The sequence below is a fragment of the Stutzerimonas stutzeri genome, from assembly GCF_000952685.1.
Taxonomy (GTDB): Bacteria; Pseudomonadota; Gammaproteobacteria; order Pseudomonadales; family Pseudomonadaceae; genus Stutzerimonas; species Stutzerimonas stutzeri_E.
The window spans coordinates 17,347-36,577 of sequence record NZ_JYHV01000035.1 but is presented as its reverse complement, the minus strand read 5'-3'; the positions used below and the strand labels follow the sequence as shown (position 1 = coordinate 36,577).

Genomic DNA, 19,231 nt, shown 5'->3' with positions numbered 1-19,231 from the left:
ATGATCGGCGAGCCGGCTGCGCAGGCTGTTGCGGCTCAGGTTCGCCAGGGGTTCCAGGCGTCGCTCGCGGCGCGCGGTTATAGCCCCGACCTCGCCCAGCAATCGGCCATTGAGCATCTCGCTCGCTGGCTGGATGCCTGGTTGCATGGTCGGCGTGGCTGGCTGCGCGCCCCAAAAGCCGGCGTCTATCTGTGGGGCGGAGTCGGCCGCGGCAAGAGTTTCGTCATGGATGCGTTCTTCGCTGCGGCACCGCTGGAGGCCAAGCGGCGGGTGCATTTCCATGCCTTTCTGCATGAAGTGCAATTGCGTCTGAAGCAGATCAGCGGCCAGCGCGATCCGCTGGAGATCGTTGCCCGAGAAATCGCCGAGCGCACGCGCTTGCTCTGTTTCGACGAATTTCACGTACACGACATCGGCGATGCGATGTTGCTGGGGCGCTTGCTCAAGCATCTGGTGGAGCAGGGGGTTGGGCTGGTCGCGACCTCCAATTACCCGCCTGGCGGCCTATGCCCGAACCCGCTCTATCGGGATCGCTTCAAACCCGCCATCGAATTGATCGAGCGGCGCTTCGATGTCTACAACCTGGAGGGCGGCGAAGATTATCGGCTGCGGGTCGAGAGCGATTATGTCTGGGGCGAATATGCGCCGATGCCGCATGGCGATCTGGCCGAATGGATTGCCACGCAGTTGCCGCTGTCCGTGGCAGCCGAGCGCGAGGTGATCGTCGAGGTCAATCACCGCCCGCTGCGCCTGCGTGCTCGCGAGGGGGCTCAGGCCTGGCTGGACTTCGACGAACTCTGCCGGCTGCCGCGTTCCTGTGCGGATTTCCTGTGGTTGACCCGTCAGTTCGAGCGGCTGGCCCTGACCGGCGTGACGGCGCTCGACGGCGAAGGCATCGACGTCCAGCAGCGCTTCCTCAATCTGATCGACATCCTGTATGACAGTGGCGTAGCGCTGTTGCTTGTCGCCGAGGCGAGCCCTGAGCACTTGCTCAGTGTCGGTGGGCATGTGGACTTCGCGCGTACTCGCAGCCGGTTGCGGCAGCTCAGATCCCTTGAGGGGGTTCTTTTCGACAGGATGAGCGACTGAATGCTCTCGATCCTTGGTATCACCGCGCCGATCTTCATCCTTATCGCGATCGGTTTTTTCTCCTGCCGCTCGGGCTTGGTCAGTCGCGACCAGACGGCTGGCATGGGGCGTTTCGTCATCACCTTCGCGCTGCCGGCGCTGGTGATCAAGGCGCTGTTGGCCCGGCCACTGGCCCAGGTGGTCGACTGGAATTACCTGATTGGCTACGGTCTTGGCTCGCTGTTGGTGTTTGGCCTGGGTTACGCCTTCGCCCGGTGGGTGCGCAAGGACAGCCTCAGCGCTAGCGCGCTGGTCGGCTTGGGCATGTCGGTATCCAACAGCGGCTTCGTCGGTTATCCCATCGTCGCCATGGCGATTGGTTCGCCGGCCGCCGTGGCGCTGGCGCTGGGGATGATGGTCGAGAATCTGCTGATGATTCCCCTGGCGCTCACCCTGGCCGAGCTGGGGCGGCAGAGCGCGAGCGGTCTGTGGCCCGCGTTGCGTGGCACGCTGGCAAGCCTGGTTCGCCATCCGATTCTGATAGCCATCACGCTGGCGCTGCTGCTGGCGGTGTTCGAGTTGCGTCCGCCCGCGGTGCTGATGCGGGTGATCGACATGCTGGCGCTGGCCTCCGCGCCCGTGGCGCTGTTCGTGATCGGTGCCAGTCTCTACGGTATGAAAGTCAGCGGCTTGGGAATGGACGTGGGGCAGATGGCGATTGGCAAGCTGATCGTCCATCCGCTGATTATCCTGCTGTGTTTCGCCGTGATCCCTGTGTCCGATCCGGTGCTGGCATCGGCCGGTGTGCTGATGGCTTCGGCGCCGATGATGAGCATCTACCCGATCCTCGGGGCGCGTTACGGATTGGAAGGGCGCTGTGCTGCGGCGCTGGTGGCGGCGACCATCGTTTCGTTCTTGAGCATCAGTTTTTTCGTGTGGGCGATGACCTGACGAGCGCAACGAAAACCGTTCGATAACCGCGCCGTGGCTCGTTTATCGATTCCGCCCTGTTGAGGGCGCGCGTTAACCTGATCGACCAGCAGTGGTGTGCGAAACGCCAATGTTGAAACCCTTACCAGAGCAGGAGCACAGGTTTTGAATCGGCCCAGCAATCAACTCTTCGATGCCTATTTCACCGGTGCCGAGATGCGCGCGGTGTTTTCCGACGACGGCCGGCTGCAGGGCATGCTCGATTTCGAGGCCGCGCTGGCCCGCGCCGAAGCGCGTTGCGGGGTGATCCCGCAAACAGCGGTAGGGCCCATCGCAGCGGCGTGCAAGGCCGAACTCTACGATCCGGATGCCTTGGCGCAGGCGATCGCCATTGCCGGCAATTCGGCCATCCCGCTGGTCAAGGCGCTGGGCAAGCGCATCGCTCAGGACGACGCCGAGGCGGAGAAGTACCTGCATCTCGGCGCCACCAGCCAGGATGCGATGGACACCGGCCTGGTCTTGCAACTGCGTCAGGCCATCGGCTTGCTGGAGCGGGATCTCGCGAGTCTGGGCGCGACGCTGGCGCAGCAGGCCGAGCGCCACGCCGATACGCCCATGGCCGGTCGTACCTGGTTGCAGCATGCGACGCCGGTGACTCTTGGGATGAAGATTGCGGGCTGGCTGGGCGCGGTGACACGCCATCGTCAGCGGCTGCACATGATCAAACCTCGGTTGCTCAGCCTGCAATTCGGCGGCGCCTCCGGTTCGCTGGCGGCGCTGGGCGAGCAGGCCTGGCCGGTGTCCCAGGCACTGGCGGACGAGCTGCAGCTGACGCTGCCGGAACAGCCCTGGCACACCCAGCGCGACCGGTTGGTGGAGTTCGCCGCGCTGCTGGGCATGATCGCGGGCAGTCTCGGCAAGCTCGGGCGCGACTTGTCGTTGCTGATGCAGACGGACGTCGGCGAAGTGTTCGAACCGTCCGCGCCGGGCAAGGGCGGCTCATCGACCATGCCGCACAAGCGCAATCCGGTCGGCAGCGCGGTGATGATCAGCGCCTCCACCCGTGCGCCCGGGCTGGTCGCCACGCTGCTCAGCGCCATGCCGCAGGAGCATGAGCGCAGCCTTGGCCTCTGGCATGCCGAATGGGAAACCTTGCCAGAACTGTGCTGCCTGGTGTCCGGGTCGCTGCAACAGGCGTTGACCGCGCTTGCCGAGCTGGAAGTCGACGGCGAGCGTATGCGCGGCAATCTCGAACAGACCCGCGGGCTGCTGCTCGCCGAGGCGGTGAGTATCGCCCTGGCGCAGCGTATCGGCCGCGATGCCGCGCATCATCTGGTCGAACAGTGCTGCAAGCGCGCCGTCGCCGAAGGCCGTCACCTGCGCGGGATACTGGGAGAGACCGCGGAGGTGCGCAACGAGCTGAACGACGCCGAGCTCGATCGTCTGCTCGATCCTGCTTTTTATCTGGGGCAGGCGCGGCGCTGGGTCGAGCGCGCCGTGGCCGAGCATCAGGCGATCTGACGTTGCATGTTATTTACGGCTGCATGAATGCGGTCCTGATCAATCACCAACCCGGAAATGAACACGATGGACGAGAAAGAACGTTACGAAGCCGGTATGCAGGTGCGCCGCGCGGTACTGGGCGAGGCGCATGTCGATCGCAGCCTGAAAAACATCACGCCGTTCAACGAAGAATTTCAGGAGATGATCACCCGGCATGCCTGGGGCGATATCTGGACGCGTCCCGGTCTGCCGCGGCACACCCGCAGCCTGGTGACCATCGCCATGCTGATCGGAATGAATCGCGAGGGGGAGCTGAAGCTGCACCTGCGGGCGGCGAAGAACAACGGCGTGACCCGCGATGAGATCAAGGAAGTGCTGCTGCAAAGCGCCATCTATTGCGGCATTCCCGCCGCCAACGCGACCTTTCACCTCGCCGAGGAAGTCTTCGACGAGATGGGTGTGGAGTCGTTGCAGGAACGATAGCGATCTGACGCTGGCCACGGAGCGCCAAGCGGCGACCGTGGCTGCGCCTTCGCCTATTCGAAGTCGGTGATGCCGGCGATATGCCGAGCCGCGATGTAGCCGAAGGTCATTGCCGGCCCGAGGTTGATGCCGCCGGAAGGGTAATGCCCGCCCATGATGCTGGCCATGTCGGTGCCGGCGGCATACAGGCCCGGGATCGCCTCACCGCCGGCATCCAGCACCTGGGTGTGCCCGTTGGTGCGCAGCCCCGCGAAGGTGCCGAAACTGCCCGGCTCGACCTTCACCGCATAGAACGGCCCTCGTTCGATGGCGGCCACGCAGGGGTTGGCGCCCCGATGCAACGGGTCGCCCATCTTGCGGTTATAGGGCGTCGAGCCACGGCCGAAGGCGGGATCTTCGCCGTTGCGGGCGTGCCGGTTGTAGTCGGCAACGGTGGCGGCCAGGCCTTGCGGGTCGATGCCACAGGCCTGCGCCAGCGCTTCGAGGGTCTGGCCGCGCTTGAGATAACCCGAACGCAGAACCGGCCCGAGTGGCACCGGAAAGGGCCGTGCGTAACCAAGGCCGTATCGACGCTGGGTCGGGTGGTCGCAGATCAGCCAGGAAGCGACGGGCTGGCCGTCGGGTATCGCCTGGTGCATGGCGGCGACGTAATCGTAATAGCCGTCCGCCTCGTTGACGAAGCGCCTGCCGTTGGCCAGCACGCCGATGACGCCTGGCTTGGCGCGGTCGATGATGTGCGGGAAGTGTCCGACGCTGCCGTCTCGGTGCGGTACGCGGGACACCGGTGCCCAAGCTACCGGCGCGGCTAGATCGGTGACGAGTTGGGCGCCGACCGCTTCACCCAGACGAATGCCGTCGCCATTGCAGCTGGCCGGTGGCAGCGCCAAGTGCTCATCCTCACCGGGATGGCGCGGGAACAGTGCCTTTCGCCGCTCGATGTCGTTGGGAAAACCGCCGGCCGCCAGGATCACTGCTTTGGCGTGGATGCGCTGTTCGCCGTGCTCGGTCTTTATCTGAGCGCCACTGACGCGACCGTCGGCGTAAAGCAGCTGCGTGGCGGCGGCGCTGGTCAGCAACCGCACACCCATCTCGTCAGCGGAGCGGACCAGCCGCGCCACCAGGGCGACTCCGTTGACCAATTGCAGGGCACGACCGTGGCGCGCCAGATCCAGCAGATGTCTCCCGAAGCGCTTTGTCACGTGCCAGGTTGAACGTAGTGAGCGGGTCAGGCTGAGAAAGGCGGCCAGATCCGCCCCGGCCATGATCGGCATGCCCAGAAACGAGGTCTCGCGCATCGTCGGCCGCAGCCGCTGAAGCAGCGGGCCGAGTTCGCCGCCGTCATAGGGCGCGGCGATGACCTGATGGCCCTGTGTGGCGGCGCCGGGGACGTCGCCATGAATATCGGGAATGCCGTTGCCATCGACGAACTGCAACCGTGTGTGGCGTTCGAAGAAGGCCACCATCGGCCCGCAGCTATCGAGGAAGGCGTCGATGCGCTCGGCGTCGTAGCGGTCGCCAAGTTCGTTGCGCAGGTAAGTGCGCGGCTGTTGCGGGTCTTCATGAATGCCGGCGCGGCGCGCCAGCGGGTTGCCCGGCACCCACATCCAGCCACCGGACCAGGCGGTGGCGCCGCCGAGCGTCGCGTCCTTCTCCACGACCACTACCTTGAGGCCATGCCAGGCGCCGGTTACCGCCGCCGAAAGGCCGGCGGCCCCGGAGCCGATGACCAGCAGATCGCAGTCGAGGGGTTCGTCGAACGGGGCCATGATGAGTCGCTCCTGGGTTGAATCCGAGACGCTGTTGCAGTGATGACATCCGGCCGAGAGCGCCATGGCAGACACGGCAGACGTCCACAAAAATGCGTCGGGACGGCTGGCAGCCGTCCCGTGCTGAGGAAATAAGGGAGAACCCGGCGCGTGGCGCCGGGGGTACGACTCAGGGCTTGGGAATGTTCAACGTTTCTGGAGACACCTTGCTTGCTCCGGCTTCGTAGAGCGACCAGGTGGTGACCGACTGCCAGCGATCGAGGAATTCTTTGGCCTTCTCACCGCTCAGGTTCAGCGGCTGGGCGCCGAGGCCCTTGATGAATGTCTGGAATTCTTCGTTCCCGAGGGCCTTGGCATAGGCATCGGTGAGCTTCTGCTTGATGTCTTCAGGCGTGTCCTTGCGGACCCACACGCCCCAGAACGGACCCCACGGCAGGAAGCTTTCCATCTTCGGCAAGGCTTTGGTAATGGGTTCCACGCCCGGCAGCTGCGGCAGCTCTTCGGTGGATACGACGGCCAGGCCCTTGATCTTGCCGGAGGTGATCATCTCCCGCGCAGCGATCAGGCTCAGTGGCATGAAGTCGATGTGGTCGCCGAGCATGGCGGTGATGCCCGGGCCGTCGCCAGCGAAGGTCACTTCGCGAACCTTCAGGTCGTCGACCGCCTCGATCATGGCGTGGACCGAACCCGGCAAGCCGCCAGCACCGGTCACGCCCATTCGCAGAGTGCCCGGATTGGCTTTGGCTTCGGCCAGCAGATCGGCCATCGAATTGAATTTGCTGTCGGCCGGCGCGGCGATGACGGCAATGTTCTGGCCAATGATGTTGATCGTCTCGAAGGCGCTGTAATCGAACTCGGCGAGCCCCAGCAACGGATAGAGCTGGGCGTTTTCCGCTGCCAGCAGCAGGGTGTAGCCGTCCGGACGCGCTTGCAGGACATGGTTGCTGCCGATCACACCAGTACCGCCGGTGCGGTTGTTGATGATGATCTTGCCGCCCAGCTCTTTCTCCACGTAGGGCGTAAGGCTGCGCATGACGATATCGGTTGCACCGCCTGCGCCCCAGGGCACCACACCCTGAATGTTGCGCTCGGGGTAGGCGGCCTGCGCCGGCACGGTCATGGTGACCGCCGCGGCGGTGAGGGTGACGCTTGCAATGAGTTTCCTGAGCATCGTTGTGACTCCGTTTGTTGTTGTTTTGCGTGGTTATCTCAGACCGACGTGGTCGCCTTGCGGCGCTTGAGCAGGCCTTTCAGAGGTGAGTTGCCGAGAAGAATCAGAATCAGCCCGGCGGTCAGCAGCAGCGACAGCGGGTTGACGAACAGGTCGGTGATGAAGGCGGTGGGGTTGTCACCCACCGAGGACATCGCCTGGCGATACGAGGTGTCCATCAGCGGCCCCAGGATCACGCCGAGAATCACCGGGCCCATCTGGAAGCCGAAGGTCTTGAGGAAATAACCCACCAGGCCGAAGCCGAGCATCCAGTACACCTCGGTCATGCTGCTGTTGATCGAATAGGTGCCAACCGCGCAGAGCACCAGGATCAGCGGGACCAGAATCGCCTTGGGAATCTCCACCATCTTGGCGAAGAGCTTGATGCCGGCCAGACCGAAAATCAGCAGGAATATGTTGGCCAACGCCAGGTTGCCCACCGTGAACCAGAAGATGTGCGGGTTCTCCACCATCAGCATGGGGCCGGGGTTCAGGCCGTGGATGACCAGCGCGCCGATGATCACGGCGGTCACCGCATCACCGGGCATGCCGAGCGTCAGCATCGGGACGTAGGCACCGCCCACCGCGGCGCTGTTGGCCGTCTCCGGCGCGACCAGACCCTCGTAAGCGCCTTCGCCAAAGGGGCGGGTGGGCTTCTTCACGCTGCGTTTGGCGTGGTCGTAAGCCATGAGCGCGGCGATGTCACCGCCGACACCTGGCAGCACGCCGACGACGACGCCGATGATTGAGGTGCGGATCGACAGCGGCAGGAACTTCAACACCATGGCGAACGAAGGGATGATCTTGTCGACCTTCTGCTTTACCGGCGCGGTGTCCAGGTTGTGCATCATCGAGAAGGCTTCGGCGACACCGAACAGGCCGATCATCACCACGACGTAATGAATGCCGCCCATCAGCTCGATCTGCCCGAGCGTGAAGCGACCCTCGGCGGTGACCGGGTCCATGCCCACCATGCCGATGATGGCGCCCAGGGCCGCGGCGAATATGCCCTTGGCCAGTGAGCCCTTGGCCAGACTGCCCACCAGCAGAAGGCCGATGCCCGCGATCAGAAAGTAATCACGCGGGGCGAATTTCAGTGCCAGATCGCCGATGACGGGTGCCGCGGTGGCCAGCAATAGCGTACCGACCAGACCACCGATGACCGACATGACAGTACTCAGGCCAATCGCCTGGCCGGCTTCACCCAGCTTGGCCAGCGGGTAACCGTCGAACGCGGTGGCGACGGAGGAGGGCGCGCCGGGAATGTTCAGCAGAATGGCACTGCGCGAGCCGCCATAGACACCGCCGATATAGATGCCGACGATCAATGCGAGGGCCTGGTTGACCTCCCAGCCGAATGTGAAGGAGACCAGAATCGAGACCGCCATGGTCACGGATAGCCCCGGGATCGCACCGATATAAATGCCGGCGAAGGTGCCGAGGGCGGTGAGCATCAGCAGGTTCAGGTCGAACCATGCCATGGTGAAGTAGGAAAGGGCTTCGCTCATGTCGTGGGCCTCAGGGCAGGTAGACGCTGAAGACCAGCGTGAACATCAAGTAGATGACGGTCAGGGCCAGCGCACTGACGCCCAGCGCCAGCAGGAGACCGCCGCGGCGCAGGTAGAAGATGCAGGCCGAGATGAAGATGAAGGTGCTGGCGTAGAAGCTGATCCAGTCCATAACGGCCAGATAGACCACTGCCATCGCCAGGAACACCACCAGGCGGACCGGGAAATGTTCGCGGCAGAATTGGCGCAGGGCGGCCATTCCATGTACGGCTGCGGGTTTCTTCATCAAGGCCTCGAACAGGCACCAGAGCGCCGAGACCACCATGATGAAGCTGATGCCGATCGGGAAGGCGCCAGCGGAGTTGAGCGAGGAGAAGCCGGAAATGCTGTAAGCCAGGTAGGCGATGCCCAGGCTCAGCAACACCAGCACTGCACCGAAAACGAGCTCGCCGACCAGTCGGGTTTGGGGTTCTTTCATGTCTTGCTCCTGCGTGGACGGGCGGGCTGCCGCAGCGCGGGTGGAGCCGGAAGCGTAGCGAGTCGGGGTCGACTGCGTGGAAGAAATGCTGTGCATGGGGCCCGTGATCAGGTCGGGCTGCAGAGGCTGGCTCGTTGCACGAATCAACGATGCGGGGTGATTCATAGCTGGGCACTCTTGTTATTGGTTGATCAAGAAGGGCACCGGCCCGTCTTCATGTGGGATGAATAGTGCGAGCAGCACGGCCGTGAAATCAATTTGGTCTGGCCGATTACCGCACAGAAACTAACCGGTTAGAACATATTGAACAAGACGCTGCATATCGCCTTCAACGAGCGGGAGGTCGCATGCTGTCGATTGCCTCTCTCTGGCAGGCGTAGCGCAGGTTTCGTTTAGCGCGCAGGCGTTGCGGCCACCGGCGCTGCTTGCGCGCCGCGTGATCGAGGCGAGCCAGGAGCCGAATAGCCGCGCTACTTGTGGGACGGAATTCCAGGCCGGAAAAACCTCGGGAATTTGGGCTGGCGGGCGGATCCGTTACCAACGGAACAATCATCCCAAGTTCGGGAAGACTGGCCGATAACCGCACGGAATCGCTCGATTGGACGGCTGAAAAAGGCCGAACACATTGCGAAGTCCGAGGCCCATCCTCCAAATTAACCAGACGGTTCAAAACGTATCGATGTTTCGTGAGTTGAAATCGTCTGGAGGAAGAGCGGAGTGAAACAGCCTTTGCAGATAGCGCTGGTAGGCGCCGGCATCATGGGCCGGCAGCACATCGAGATCATTGCCCGCTCGGCTGAGGCACAGCTGTGTGCCATCGCCGATCCCGATCCACAGGCGCAGGCACTGGCCGCTACGCACGGCGTCAGCTGGTTTGCGGACCCGGCCGCCATGCTCGAAGGGGCCAGGCCTGATGCGGTGATCATTGCCAATCCCAACCCATTGCATGTCGATACCGCCGTGCAGTGCCTGCAACGCGGCGTTCCGGTGCTGGTGGAAAAACCGGTCGGCACGAGCCTTTCCCAGGCGCGCCGGTTGGTCGAGGTCGGCGAGCAAACCGGGGTGCCGGTGCTGGTCGGTCACCACCGCCGACACAATCCGCTGATTGCGCGGACACGCCAGTTGCTCGACGAAGGCGCGCTCGGTCGCCTGACCACCGTGACCGCATTGTGGCAACTGCAGAAGCCGGACAGCTATTTCGATATCCCGTGGCGACGTGAGCCGGGCGCGGGGATGCTGCTGACAAATCTCATTCACGATCTCGATCTGCTGCGCCATCTGTGCGGCGAGGTGCGCCAGGTCCAGGCGTTTCTCGACAACGGCGTGCGCGGTTTCGGCAATGAAGACAGCGCGGCGGCGATCCTGCGTTTCGAAAGCGGTGCGGTCGGCACTCTGACCGCCTCCGATGCGGTGGCGGCGCCGTGGAGCTGGGAGCTCGATTCCGGCGAGAACCCCGTCTATCCACGCCAGTTCGATCAACCCTGTTACCTGCTGGCCGGTACGCGCGGCGCGATCAGCCTGCCGCAATTGCAGCGCTGGCAGTACGCACAACCGGGTGCGGGTTGGCATCAGCCTTTGCTGCGTCACAGTGAACCGGTGGCGGCGGGCGATGCCTTGACTCGCCAGTTCGACCACTTCCTGGCCGTGGTCCGCGGCGAAGCAGCACCGCTGATCGATGCGGCCGACGCGGGACGAACGCTGGCGCTGGTGGAAGCCATCGAGCGCGCAGCGAAGACCGGAACCGCCTGCGAACCTGAAGATTTCTGAGAGAACCCTCGATGACCCAACGCATTCTTTCCCTGGCAACGCTGACCGTCCTGGAGCTCTCTCCACCCGACATGGTGGAAGTGGCCGCTCGGGCCGGTTATAGCCATGTCGGGCTGCGGCTGATCCCGGCGACGGCCGACGAACAGCATTTCTCGTTGGTTGCCGACCGGGCGCTGCTAAACCAGACCCTGGCGCGTATGCGGGACACGGGCGTGCGGGTGCTCGACGCCGAGATTCTCCGCCTCAAGCCCGAAACCCGCATCAGCGACTTCGCACCGGTACTGGCCGTGAGCGCGGAGCTGGGTGCCAGCGAGTTGCTGGTGGCAGGCAACGATCCCGACGAGGCCCGACTGACCGAGCATTTCGCCGAACTGTGCGAACTGGCCGAACCGTTCGGTCTGCATTCGCACCTGGAGTTCATGCCTTGGACCGATGCGCGTGATCTGAATCAGGCGGCGCGCATCGTCGAGGCGGCGGGCCGCGACAATGGTGGCGTGCTGGTCGATGCCTTCCACTTCGATCGTTCTGGATCGAGTCTTGAAGACCTCGCCAAGGTCGCGCCGAAACGCCTGCGCTATATGCAACTGTGCGACGTGGCAGGTCCGCGCCCGGACGATATGGACGAGATTCTCCGCCAGGCGCGCAACGAGCGCCGCTTCCCGGGTGAGGGCGATTGCGATCTGGTCGCGCTGCTGCGCGCCTTGCCGGCGAACATCCCGCTGAGCCTGGAAATCCCTACGCGCAACCTGATGGAGCAGGGCGTGAGCGCGCTCGACAGGGCGCGCATGGCGCTCGAGGCGACCCGTCGAGTGCTGGCGTTGGCGCCATGAGATGCCGGGAGAAGCATTCCAGATGCGGCGGTTTACGCGAAGCGATCATCGAGCGTTCGATTATCGAACAGTAAAACTCACTGGTTAGTACATTCTGTTTGCGCGCCTGACGCTCACACGCCAAGATCGATCAAAGCCGAGTGATCCTTGGCGCCCATCCAACGTAACGACGCCAATCCGGCGTGTCGCCATCGTCGTCGACCAGGAGCCTTCGCATGCATCGCTCGATCGCAACTGTCTCCCTGAGCGGGACCCTTCCAGAAAAGCTTGAAGCCATCGCCTCGGCCGGTTTCGACGGTGTCGAAATCTTCGAAAACGATCTGTTGTATTACTCCGGCAGCCCGCGCGACATCCAGCGCATGTGCCAGGATCTAGGCATTGCGATTACCTTGTTCCAACCGTTTCGCGATTTCGAAGGCTGCCGCCGCGAGCGGCTCCAGCGCAACATCGACCGTGCCGAACGCAAATTCGACCTGATGCAGGAGCTGGGTACCGATCTGGTCCTGGTATGCAGTAACGTGCAGCCCGATTCCCTCGGCGACGAGCAGATACTGGCCGACGATCTGGCGCTGCTGGCCGAACGGGCAGGCGCCCGGCAGTTGCGAATCGGCTACGAGGCGCTGGCCTGGGGTCGCCACGTCAATACCTATCAGCAGGTCTGGAAGCTGGTCAAACAGGTTGATCATCCGGCGCTGGGCGTGATTCTCGACAGTTTCCATACCCTCTCGCTCAAGGGCGATCCGGCGGCAATCAGCGAGATTCCCGCCGAGAAGATCTTCTTCGTACAGATGGCCGATGCGCCGGTGCTGGCCATGGACGTGCTGGAGTGGAGCCGCCACTTCCGCTGTTTCCCCGGTCAGGGCGAGTTCGATCTACCGGCGTTTCTTGCGCCCATTCTGCGGACCGGCTACAGCGGCCCGCTGTCGCTGGAAATCTTCAACGATGGTTTCCGCGCCGCGCCGCCGCGCAGCAATGCCGCCGATGGACTGCGTTCGCTGCTGTATCTCGAAGAGAAGACCCGCAAGCTGCTGGAGCAGAACCCGGCGCCGGCTGCGCAGCTCGACACGCTGTTCGCACCGCCCGAGGCGAGCCGTTATGAGGGCGTCGAATTTCTCGAATTCGCGGTGGACGAGCCCTGTGCCGCCAAGCTGAGCGACTGGCTCGAACGGCTGGGATTCGCCCGTGCCGGCAAACACCGCTCGAAGGCGGTCAGCCTGATGCGCCAAGGCGACATCAACATCGTGCTCAACGCCGAGCCCTATTCGTTTGGCCACAACTTCTTCGAAGCCCATGGTCCATCGCTATGCGCAACGGCGCTGCGCGTGCGTGACGGAGCCGCCGCACTGGAACGGGCGAGGGCGTTCAAGGGGCAACCCTATCGCGGCCTGGTCGGGCCGAACGAGACGGAGATCCCCGCCGTACGCGCGCCGGACGGCAGCCTGATCTATCTGGTGGAGCACGGCGAGCCCGGACGCACGATCTATGACAGCGATTTCATCCTGGATCCGGACGCCAAGCAGGGCGGCCAGCTGGGGCGCATCGACCACATGGCCATGGCGCTGCCGGCCGACGGGCTGGATACCTGGGTGCTGTTCTACAAGACCCTGTTCGATTTCCAGGCCGACGACGAAGTCGTGCTGCCCGACCCCTATGGACTGGTGAAAAGCCGTGCCATCCGCAGCCGCTGTAGCAGCATTCGGCTGCCGCTGAACATCTCGGATAACCGCAACACGGCGATTTCCCATGCGGTATCGAGCTATCGCGGCTCCGGCGTGCATCACATTGCCTTCGACTGCCAGGACATCTTCACCGAGGTGAATCGGGCCAAGGACGCCGGGGTGCCGCTGCTCGACATTCCGCTGAATTACTACGACGACCTGGCCGCGCGCTTCGATTTCGACGATGAGTTCCTGAGCGAGCTGGCGTACTACAACGTGCTTTACGATCGCGATGCCCAGGGTGGCGAACTGTTCCACGTCTACACCGAGGCGTTCGAGGGGCGATTCTTCTTCGAAGTGTTACAGCGCAAGAATGGCTATGCAGGCTATGGTGCGGCGAACGTCGCGGTACGGCTGGCGGCCATGGCCAAGGCCCGTAGCGGCGCGACCACCACGCCAAAGCTGTAAGCGCGGATCGCCAGCACTTTATTTCAGCGTCAGGCGGTCCATAATCGCCTCTCGCCAAAGCCTGACAGATATCACGATGACGCAAGCAGTCGATGCCTTAGTAGCCGAGAAAGCGCCTCGCACGGGACGCAAGAACAACCCGGAAAAAACTCGCCAGGACATTCTCGAGGCCGCCATTGCGGAGTTCGTCCAGCAGGGGTTGTCCGGCGCGCGGGTCGATGCCATCGCCGAGCGCACCCGTACCTCGAAGCGGATGATCTACTACTATTTCGGCAGCAAGGAGCAGCTCTACCTGCAGGTGCTGGAGCGGTTGTACGGCGATATCCGCAACACCGAAAGCTCGCTGCATCTGGCCGAGCTGGAACCGCGCGAGGCGATTCGTCGGCTGGTCGAATTCACCTTCGACCACCACGACAGCAATCCGGGGTTCATCCGCATTGTCAGTGTCGAGAACATCCACCACGGCCAATTCGTGAAGCGCTCCGAGGCGATTCGCTCATTGAGCAACAACGTGCTGGTGCTGCTGGACGAGATCCTGCGGCGCGGCGAGGCGGCCGGGTTGTTCCGCAAGGGCTTGATCGCGCTGGACGTACACCTGCTGATCAGCTCGTTCTGCTTTTATCGCAACTCCAATCGGCACACCTTCGGCGAAATCTTTCAGATCGATCTGCATGACCCGCAGGTGCAGGCGCGGCATCGCGAAATGATCTGCGAGTCGGTGCTGCGCTACCTGCAGGCCTGACTGAAACGGCCCGACCTGCACGGCCACGTCGCGACGTCACATGGAGAGGACGTCACATGGAAAGAAAATGCGCCTGCATCCGCTCGGCGTCGGCGTGCACGCCAGCGAACAGCTCGAATGCCTTGACCGCCTGGAACACCGCCATGGTGCCGCCATCGAGCGTCGGGCAGCCGATGGCACGGGCGTGGCGCAGCAACTCCGTTTCCAGCGGGAAATAGATGATCTCGGCGACCCAGAGATCGGCGCGCAGCAGCTCGACCGGCAGTGGCGTGCCCGGCAGCTTGGCCATGCCCACCGGCGTGGTGTTGACCAGGCCGTCAGCCTGGGCCATCGCCGCGGGCAGATCGCGACCGACCTCGACGCGCGCCTTGCCGAAGGTGGCACCGAGGTTGTCCACCAGCCCCTGCGCGCGCGCTGGGTCCACCTCGAAAATGCTCAACCGTTCGACCCCTTCGGTCAGCAATGCATGGGCCACCGCGGCCCCGGCACCGCCGGCACCCATCTGCACGACATGACGACGCGCGACGCCAGGCAGGCCGCGGCGGAACCCTTCGGCGAAACCCAGTGCATCGGTGTTATGGCCGACGCGTTTGCCGTCCTTGAGCACCACCGTATTGACCGCGCCGATGCCTCGGGCTTCGTCCGACAGCTCGTCGAGCAAGGGAATGACCGCCTGTTTCGCCGGGAAGGTGATGTTCAGCCCGGTAAAGCCCATGCGTTCCGCCGCGCTGAGCAAGTCGGGCAGGGCGGCCAGGTCGAGGCCGAGCGCGTCCAGGTCGATCAACCGGTACAGGTAGCGGATGCCTTGGGCATCGCCTTCGTGCTCATGCAGCGCGGGCGTGCGTGAGGCCTGGATGCCTGCGCCGATCAGGCCGGCGAGTACCGAACGCGTCGTCGAGTCGGTCATGGGCGAGCCTTGAGCAGGTGAGCGAAATGTTCCAGGCCAAGACGGTAGCCGTGGCTTCCCAGCCCGCAGATCACCCCGACCGCAATCGGCGAGACATAGGAGTGATGGCGGAAGGCTTCGCGCTTGTGCACGTTGGACAGGTGCACCTCGATCACCGGCAGCTCGACTGCCGCCAATGCATCACGTACGGCTACCGAGGTGTGCGTCCAGGCCGCCGGGTTGATCAGGATGCCGGCGCAGCGGCCGCGTGCGGAATGGATGCGATCCAGCAGCTCACCCTCATGGTTGGTCTGGAAAAATTCGATGTCCAGCCCATTGGCCTCACCGGTGCGGCGACACAGCTCGGCGATATCGGCAAGGGTCTCAGAGCCGTAAGTGGCGGGTTCGCGGGTGCCCAACAGGTTCAGATTGGGGCCGTTCAAAACAAGAATGGTCTGGGTCATTGCGGCTCTTCGATAAATGTACCATCTGGTTAATACACGATATCAAAGACGAACCGGGCTTCCTCCTTTGCATGTCTGAAGCTGGGCGGTAATCGAACGATTTGAGCAGCGGTCATGCCACCTGCCACTGCGTCGCCAGGCGCCGAGCTTCGCGCAGCTCAGACAGCAGAGGCTCGGCCGGCCCCGCGGCCGTCAGGCGCTGCAGATCCCGGTGACGCTCGCGAACGGCCTGTTCCAGCCAGCCGATGCGCGCCAGGGTAGAGGGCGTGCAGGTCTGGCCGCCGAGGTCGTCATGCAGATCGAGCCAGTGTGAACGCCAGGCTTCCTGCAGATACAGCGCCTCTGCACCGCCTGACACCGCTTGCCGCCAGCCGGTGATGATGCCGTCCAGCCAGTCGAGCACTGTCGATGCGGCGCCACGGGACGCGAGCCCCGCACGCAGACGCTGATAGGCATCGATGGCGATGTGCTTTTCCATCAAGTAGGCGGCGAGCGCGAGCTGTTCGCCCTGTTGCTCCAGCCCCAGCAGATGCGCGAAATACTGACGCGTCTCGAATCGCTCGGCGGCGTGGAACTGCGGCATTGCGGTGCCGTTGCTGTTGAACTGGCGCAGCGGATCGAAGCGGTACATGTAGCCGAAGTCGAACAGCCGCACCTGGCCATCGTCGAGGGTATTGCCGGGGCACAGGTCCCACTCGAACAACCCACCGAGCAGCAGCGCCACCAGCGTGTCGAAGAGCTGCGTGAGCTGCCGCTCGTTCCAGGCCCGGACCGGGACGCCGTCGATCCAGGGCGACAGCAGCACGCCATGGCGGAAGCTGGCATAGCGGGTATCGACGATGGCGTTGAGCCGCTCGCCGAGCGCCGGGTCGCGCTTGAGCTGGCGCAAGTCGGCGCGCCGCTGGATCTCGTTGAGAAAGCTGGTCTGCCCATCGATGTTCTGCACCTTGCATTGGCTGCGGGCGCGTTTCAGCGTCCAGTCCTGGCCGCCGGCATGGATGCGATAGACGTGCGCCGTGAGGCCGGCGCTGAAGCATTCGCGTACATAGGGCTCGTCGCCCCGTGTGGCGACCAGCTGCTCGAGCGGCAGCGGGCAATCGGCGGGCGTGCCGATTTCCATCTCAGCCCCGCTGGCGACGAACTCGAGCTGGGCGGCATGGCGTTGTTGTTCAGGTGTCATGAGGGTTCCTCTGCAGCTGTACGGCTCAACGAGCCTGCACGACGATGATCTTGTCCGCGCCGTGCTGGCGAGCGAAGGCATAGGGCGACTCGGACAGTTGCCGATGGCTGCCGGCACCGACGGCCGGGTGGCGGGCGCGGAACTGGCCGATGCGCTGCCAGTGCGCGATCAGCGCAGCGATGTCCGGTTTGCTGTGATCGCCCCAGTTCATGTCCGAGCGGGTGCCTTGGAAGGGATCGGAGCCGGTAGGGCCGAAGGCACGTGCGCTCTCGTCGCCGTAGTAGATCTGCACCGCGCCGGGACTCAGCAAGAGCGCGCTGGCGAGACCGCGTTGACGTTGCAGATCGCCGTCGTGTTGGGCGCTGAACAGCGAGGTGTCATGGGACGAGGCGTAGCTCAAGAAGTTGTGCCCGGGGTGGTTGGTCAGCAACTCGGCGTAATGGCTGTAGCCCTTGTCGGCACGACGCAGGCAGTCGCTGGCCGCGCCGGCGATTTCCTGCTGGAAGGCGAAATTGATCAGCGCGTCGAATCCGTTGGCCTGATAGTCGCTGGTTTCCGGGCCGTGACCGAAGGCTTCACCGACCATCCAGAACGGCTCGCCGGCCAGTGGGTCGTTCGGGTTGGCCGCTGACCAGTCGCGGCGGGCCTGGTCCGCCTGCTGGCGCAGCTGTGCCCAGGCCGCTGGTTCGACGTGCATGACGGTGTCGGCGCGAAAGCCATCGACGCCGAACTCGCGCACCCAGTTGGTCAGCCACTCAGTGAGGTAGTCGCGCACAGCGTAGCCGCCACGTTCCACGGCTCGGGTCGGCTGTTTGTGGCGAAGGAATTCCGGCAGGCCGACCGGGGTGTCGCGCTCGGTGCGAAAGTCCGGCAGGAACGCCAGCGAACCCTTGAGCGGATCCACCAGAACGCTGGGTGGAGCAGGGTAGTCGGCGATACCGGCGCGTACCCAGTCCTTGCCCCACCAGCGGGACCAGGCCGGGTGATCGTAGTCGATCAGGTTGTGATAGGCGTGCAGGTTCTCGTACGGCTCCGGCTGCCAGTCGGTCCAGCGTTCGGGCAGGTATTGCGCCATGCCGTCGCGCAGGCCGCCGAAGCCGAAGGTCTGCATGTCGGCCAGGGTGGAATAGCCGGCGTGGTTGAGCACCACATCGAACAGTACGCGGATGCCACGCGCATGCGCCTGCTCGATCAGCTGGCGCAGGTCGTCTTCGCTGCCCATGTTGGCATCCAGCTGGGTGTAATCCAGCGCGTAATAACCGTGATAGGCGTAGTGGCGGAAGTCGCCGTTCTCGCCACCGCCCACCCAGCCGTGGATCTGCTCGTACGGCGCGCTGATCCACAGTGCGTCGATGCCCAGCTTGGCGAGGTAATCGAGCTTGCCCGTCAGCCCTTTGATATCGCCGCCGTGGAAGGTGCCAATCTCCTGCGCGCCGTCCGGCTCGCGGCCATAGCTGCGGTCGTTGCTCGGGTCGCCGTTGGCGAAACGGTCGGTGAGGGCGAAATAGACGGTCGCGTTGCGCCAGTCTCGCGCCTGCTCTGAACGCGATTCCGCGGCTTCGATCAACAGCAAGCCGTCGCTGCCGGGTGCCGGGGTCAGCTCGACCTTGCCGTTCTGCACGGTGGCGGTGTTGCCGCTGTAGGCATCGCGCAACCGCTGGCCGTTGCTGAATACACCGGCAACCGGGACCTGCACGGCTTCGCCATCCCATGGCCGGCAGGCCTGCACGACGGGCTCGCTCGGCGGGCGAATCGGCAGCAACCGCAGGTTGGCATCATCGCCAGTCTTTATCAGCAGGCGATAGCGGCCGGGTGTTGTGACGTCGAAATCGAAGCGACTATCGGCGTTCAGTTCATGACGCTGGAACGGCTTGAGCGATTGAGCCTTGGCCTCGCCGGGACCCAGCTGCAAGCTGCCTTTCGACAGGTTCAGCTCCGTCGCGAAACGATCATCGGTGAGCGATTCCCAGGTCGGCTGCAGCGGTTGACCATTGAGTCGAATAGCGACTTGCGGTTCTGCTTGCACGGCGGGCGAGAGCAGATTGCAACAAAGGGCTAGGATGAATGGACTAAGGGGCGGCAGAGGGTGCATGTCCGGCTCCGGCTAGGCGAGAATGTTCCTGTATTCAAGCGGGTTTCGGGTGCCTTGTGCAGGCTGAGATGGGGCCATTGATGCGGCTGGCAAGCATCGCCAGAGGTCGAAACTACGCCCCGCTTCTACGCCCCTCATCCTCCCCCGGAGGAGGATGTTTTAGCGCCCCGGCAGGGCGACTATGAATGCACTGCGAGA

At 63.9% G+C, this 19,231-nt stretch carries 16 protein-coding genes; 8 read left to right on the top strand and 8 right to left on the bottom strand.

Going from position 1 to position 19,231, the window contains the following annotated elements; translation table 11 throughout:
- The 4 genes from zapE (at window position 1) to pcaC (ending at window position 3,984) form a co-directional block, all read left to right on the top strand.
- Window positions 1-1,089, top strand: coding sequence for a cell division protein ZapE (gene zapE, locus UF78_RS18410; protein ID WP_155397672.1), 1,089 nt, complete (start codon window positions 1-3; stop codon window positions 1,087-1,089).
- Complete coding sequence (locus tag UF78_RS18405; protein ID WP_045163675.1) at window positions 1,090-2,019, top strand: AEC family transporter; 930 nt, start codon at window positions 1,090-1,092, stop codon at window positions 2,017-2,019. It abuts the gene before it with no gap.
- Between the two features lie 144 nt (window positions 2,020-2,163).
- Window positions 2,164-3,519 (top strand): 3-carboxy-cis,cis-muconate cycloisomerase, encoded by a 1,356-nt coding sequence (locus UF78_RS18400; RefSeq protein ID WP_045163674.1) that lies wholly within the window; start codon window positions 2,164-2,166, stop codon window positions 3,517-3,519.
- Between the two features lie 66 nt (window positions 3,520-3,585).
- Window positions 3,586-3,984: a 4-carboxymuconolactone decarboxylase gene (gene pcaC, locus UF78_RS18395; RefSeq protein WP_045163673.1), complete on the top strand. Its 399-nt coding sequence runs from the start codon at window positions 3,586-3,588 to the stop codon at window positions 3,982-3,984.
- Window positions 3,985-4,037: 53 nt separating this feature from the next.
- Here the strand turns inward: pcaC and UF78_RS18390 are convergent, their stop codons facing one another.
- From UF78_RS18390 to UF78_RS18375, 4 genes are all read right to left on the bottom strand, one after another.
- Window positions 4,038-5,750 (bottom strand): FAD-dependent oxidoreductase, encoded by a 1,713-nt coding sequence (locus UF78_RS18390; RefSeq protein WP_045163672.1) that lies wholly within the window; start codon window positions 5,748-5,750, stop codon window positions 4,038-4,040.
- Window positions 5,751-5,919: 169 nt separating this feature from the next.
- Window positions 5,920-6,921, bottom strand: coding sequence for a tripartite tricarboxylate transporter substrate binding protein (locus UF78_RS18385; protein WP_045163671.1), 1,002 nt, complete (start codon window positions 6,919-6,921; stop codon window positions 5,920-5,922).
- A gap of 38 nt (window positions 6,922-6,959) precedes the next feature.
- Window positions 6,960-8,468: a tripartite tricarboxylate transporter permease gene (locus UF78_RS18380; RefSeq protein WP_045163670.1), complete on the bottom strand. Its 1,509-nt coding sequence runs from the start codon at window positions 8,466-8,468 to the stop codon at window positions 6,960-6,962.
- Between the two features lie 10 nt (window positions 8,469-8,478).
- Entirely contained in the window at window positions 8,479-8,946 is a 468-nt protein-coding gene (locus UF78_RS18375; protein WP_045163669.1) for a tripartite tricarboxylate transporter TctB family protein, read from the bottom strand.
- A gap of 717 nt (window positions 8,947-9,663) precedes the next feature.
- Between UF78_RS18375 and UF78_RS18370 the strand changes: the two genes are divergently transcribed.
- The 4 genes from UF78_RS18370 to UF78_RS18355 all read left to right on the top strand — a co-directional run bounded on the left by UF78_RS18370 (window position 9,664) and on the right by UF78_RS18355 (window position 14,411).
- Complete coding sequence (locus UF78_RS18370) at window positions 9,664-10,713, top strand: Gfo/Idh/MocA family protein (RefSeq protein ID WP_045163668.1); 1,050 nt, start codon at window positions 9,664-9,666, stop codon at window positions 10,711-10,713.
- Between the two features lie 11 nt (window positions 10,714-10,724).
- The gene (locus tag UF78_RS18365) at window positions 10,725-11,543 is read left to right on the top strand and encodes a sugar phosphate isomerase/epimerase family protein (RefSeq protein ID WP_045163667.1); all 819 of its coding nucleotides are present in this window, start codon (window positions 10,725-10,727) and stop codon (window positions 11,541-11,543) included.
- 215 nt (window positions 11,544-11,758) lie between these two features.
- Window positions 11,759-13,669 carry a 3-dehydroshikimate dehydratase QuiC gene (gene quiC, locus UF78_RS18360; protein WP_045163666.1) on the top strand — a complete coding sequence of 637 codons (1,911 nt, stop codon included), beginning with the start codon at window positions 11,759-11,761 and terminating at the stop codon, window positions 13,667-13,669.
- A 76-nt stretch (window positions 13,670-13,745) separates the two neighbouring features.
- Window positions 13,746-14,411, top strand: a complete 666-nt coding sequence (locus UF78_RS18355; RefSeq protein WP_155397670.1) for a TetR/AcrR family transcriptional regulator — start codon at window positions 13,746-13,748, stop codon at window positions 14,409-14,411.
- A 52-nt stretch (window positions 14,412-14,463) separates the two neighbouring features.
- Here the strand turns inward: UF78_RS18355 and UF78_RS18350 are convergent, their stop codons facing one another.
- From UF78_RS18350 to UF78_RS18335, 4 genes are all read right to left on the bottom strand, one after another.
- The gene (locus UF78_RS18350; protein WP_045163665.1) at window positions 14,464-15,318 is read right to left on the bottom strand and encodes a shikimate dehydrogenase; all 855 of its coding nucleotides are present in this window, start codon (window positions 15,316-15,318) and stop codon (window positions 14,464-14,466) included.
- Entirely contained in the window at window positions 15,315-15,761 is a 447-nt protein-coding gene (gene aroQ, locus UF78_RS18345; protein WP_045163664.1) for a type II 3-dehydroquinate dehydratase, read from the bottom strand. Before aroQ ends, UF78_RS18350 begins: the two co-directional genes overlap by 4 nt.
- Before the next feature lie 112 nt (window positions 15,762-15,873).
- Window positions 15,874-16,941, bottom strand: a complete 1,068-nt coding sequence (locus tag UF78_RS18340) for a hypothetical protein (RefSeq protein ID WP_045163663.1) — start codon at window positions 16,939-16,941, stop codon at window positions 15,874-15,876.
- Window positions 16,942-16,966: 25 nt separating this feature from the next.
- The gene (locus UF78_RS18335; RefSeq protein WP_045163662.1) at window positions 16,967-19,033 is read right to left on the bottom strand and encodes an alpha-amylase; all 2,067 of its coding nucleotides are present in this window, start codon (window positions 19,031-19,033) and stop codon (window positions 16,967-16,969) included.
- Between the last annotated feature and the right edge of the window lie 198 nt (window positions 19,034-19,231).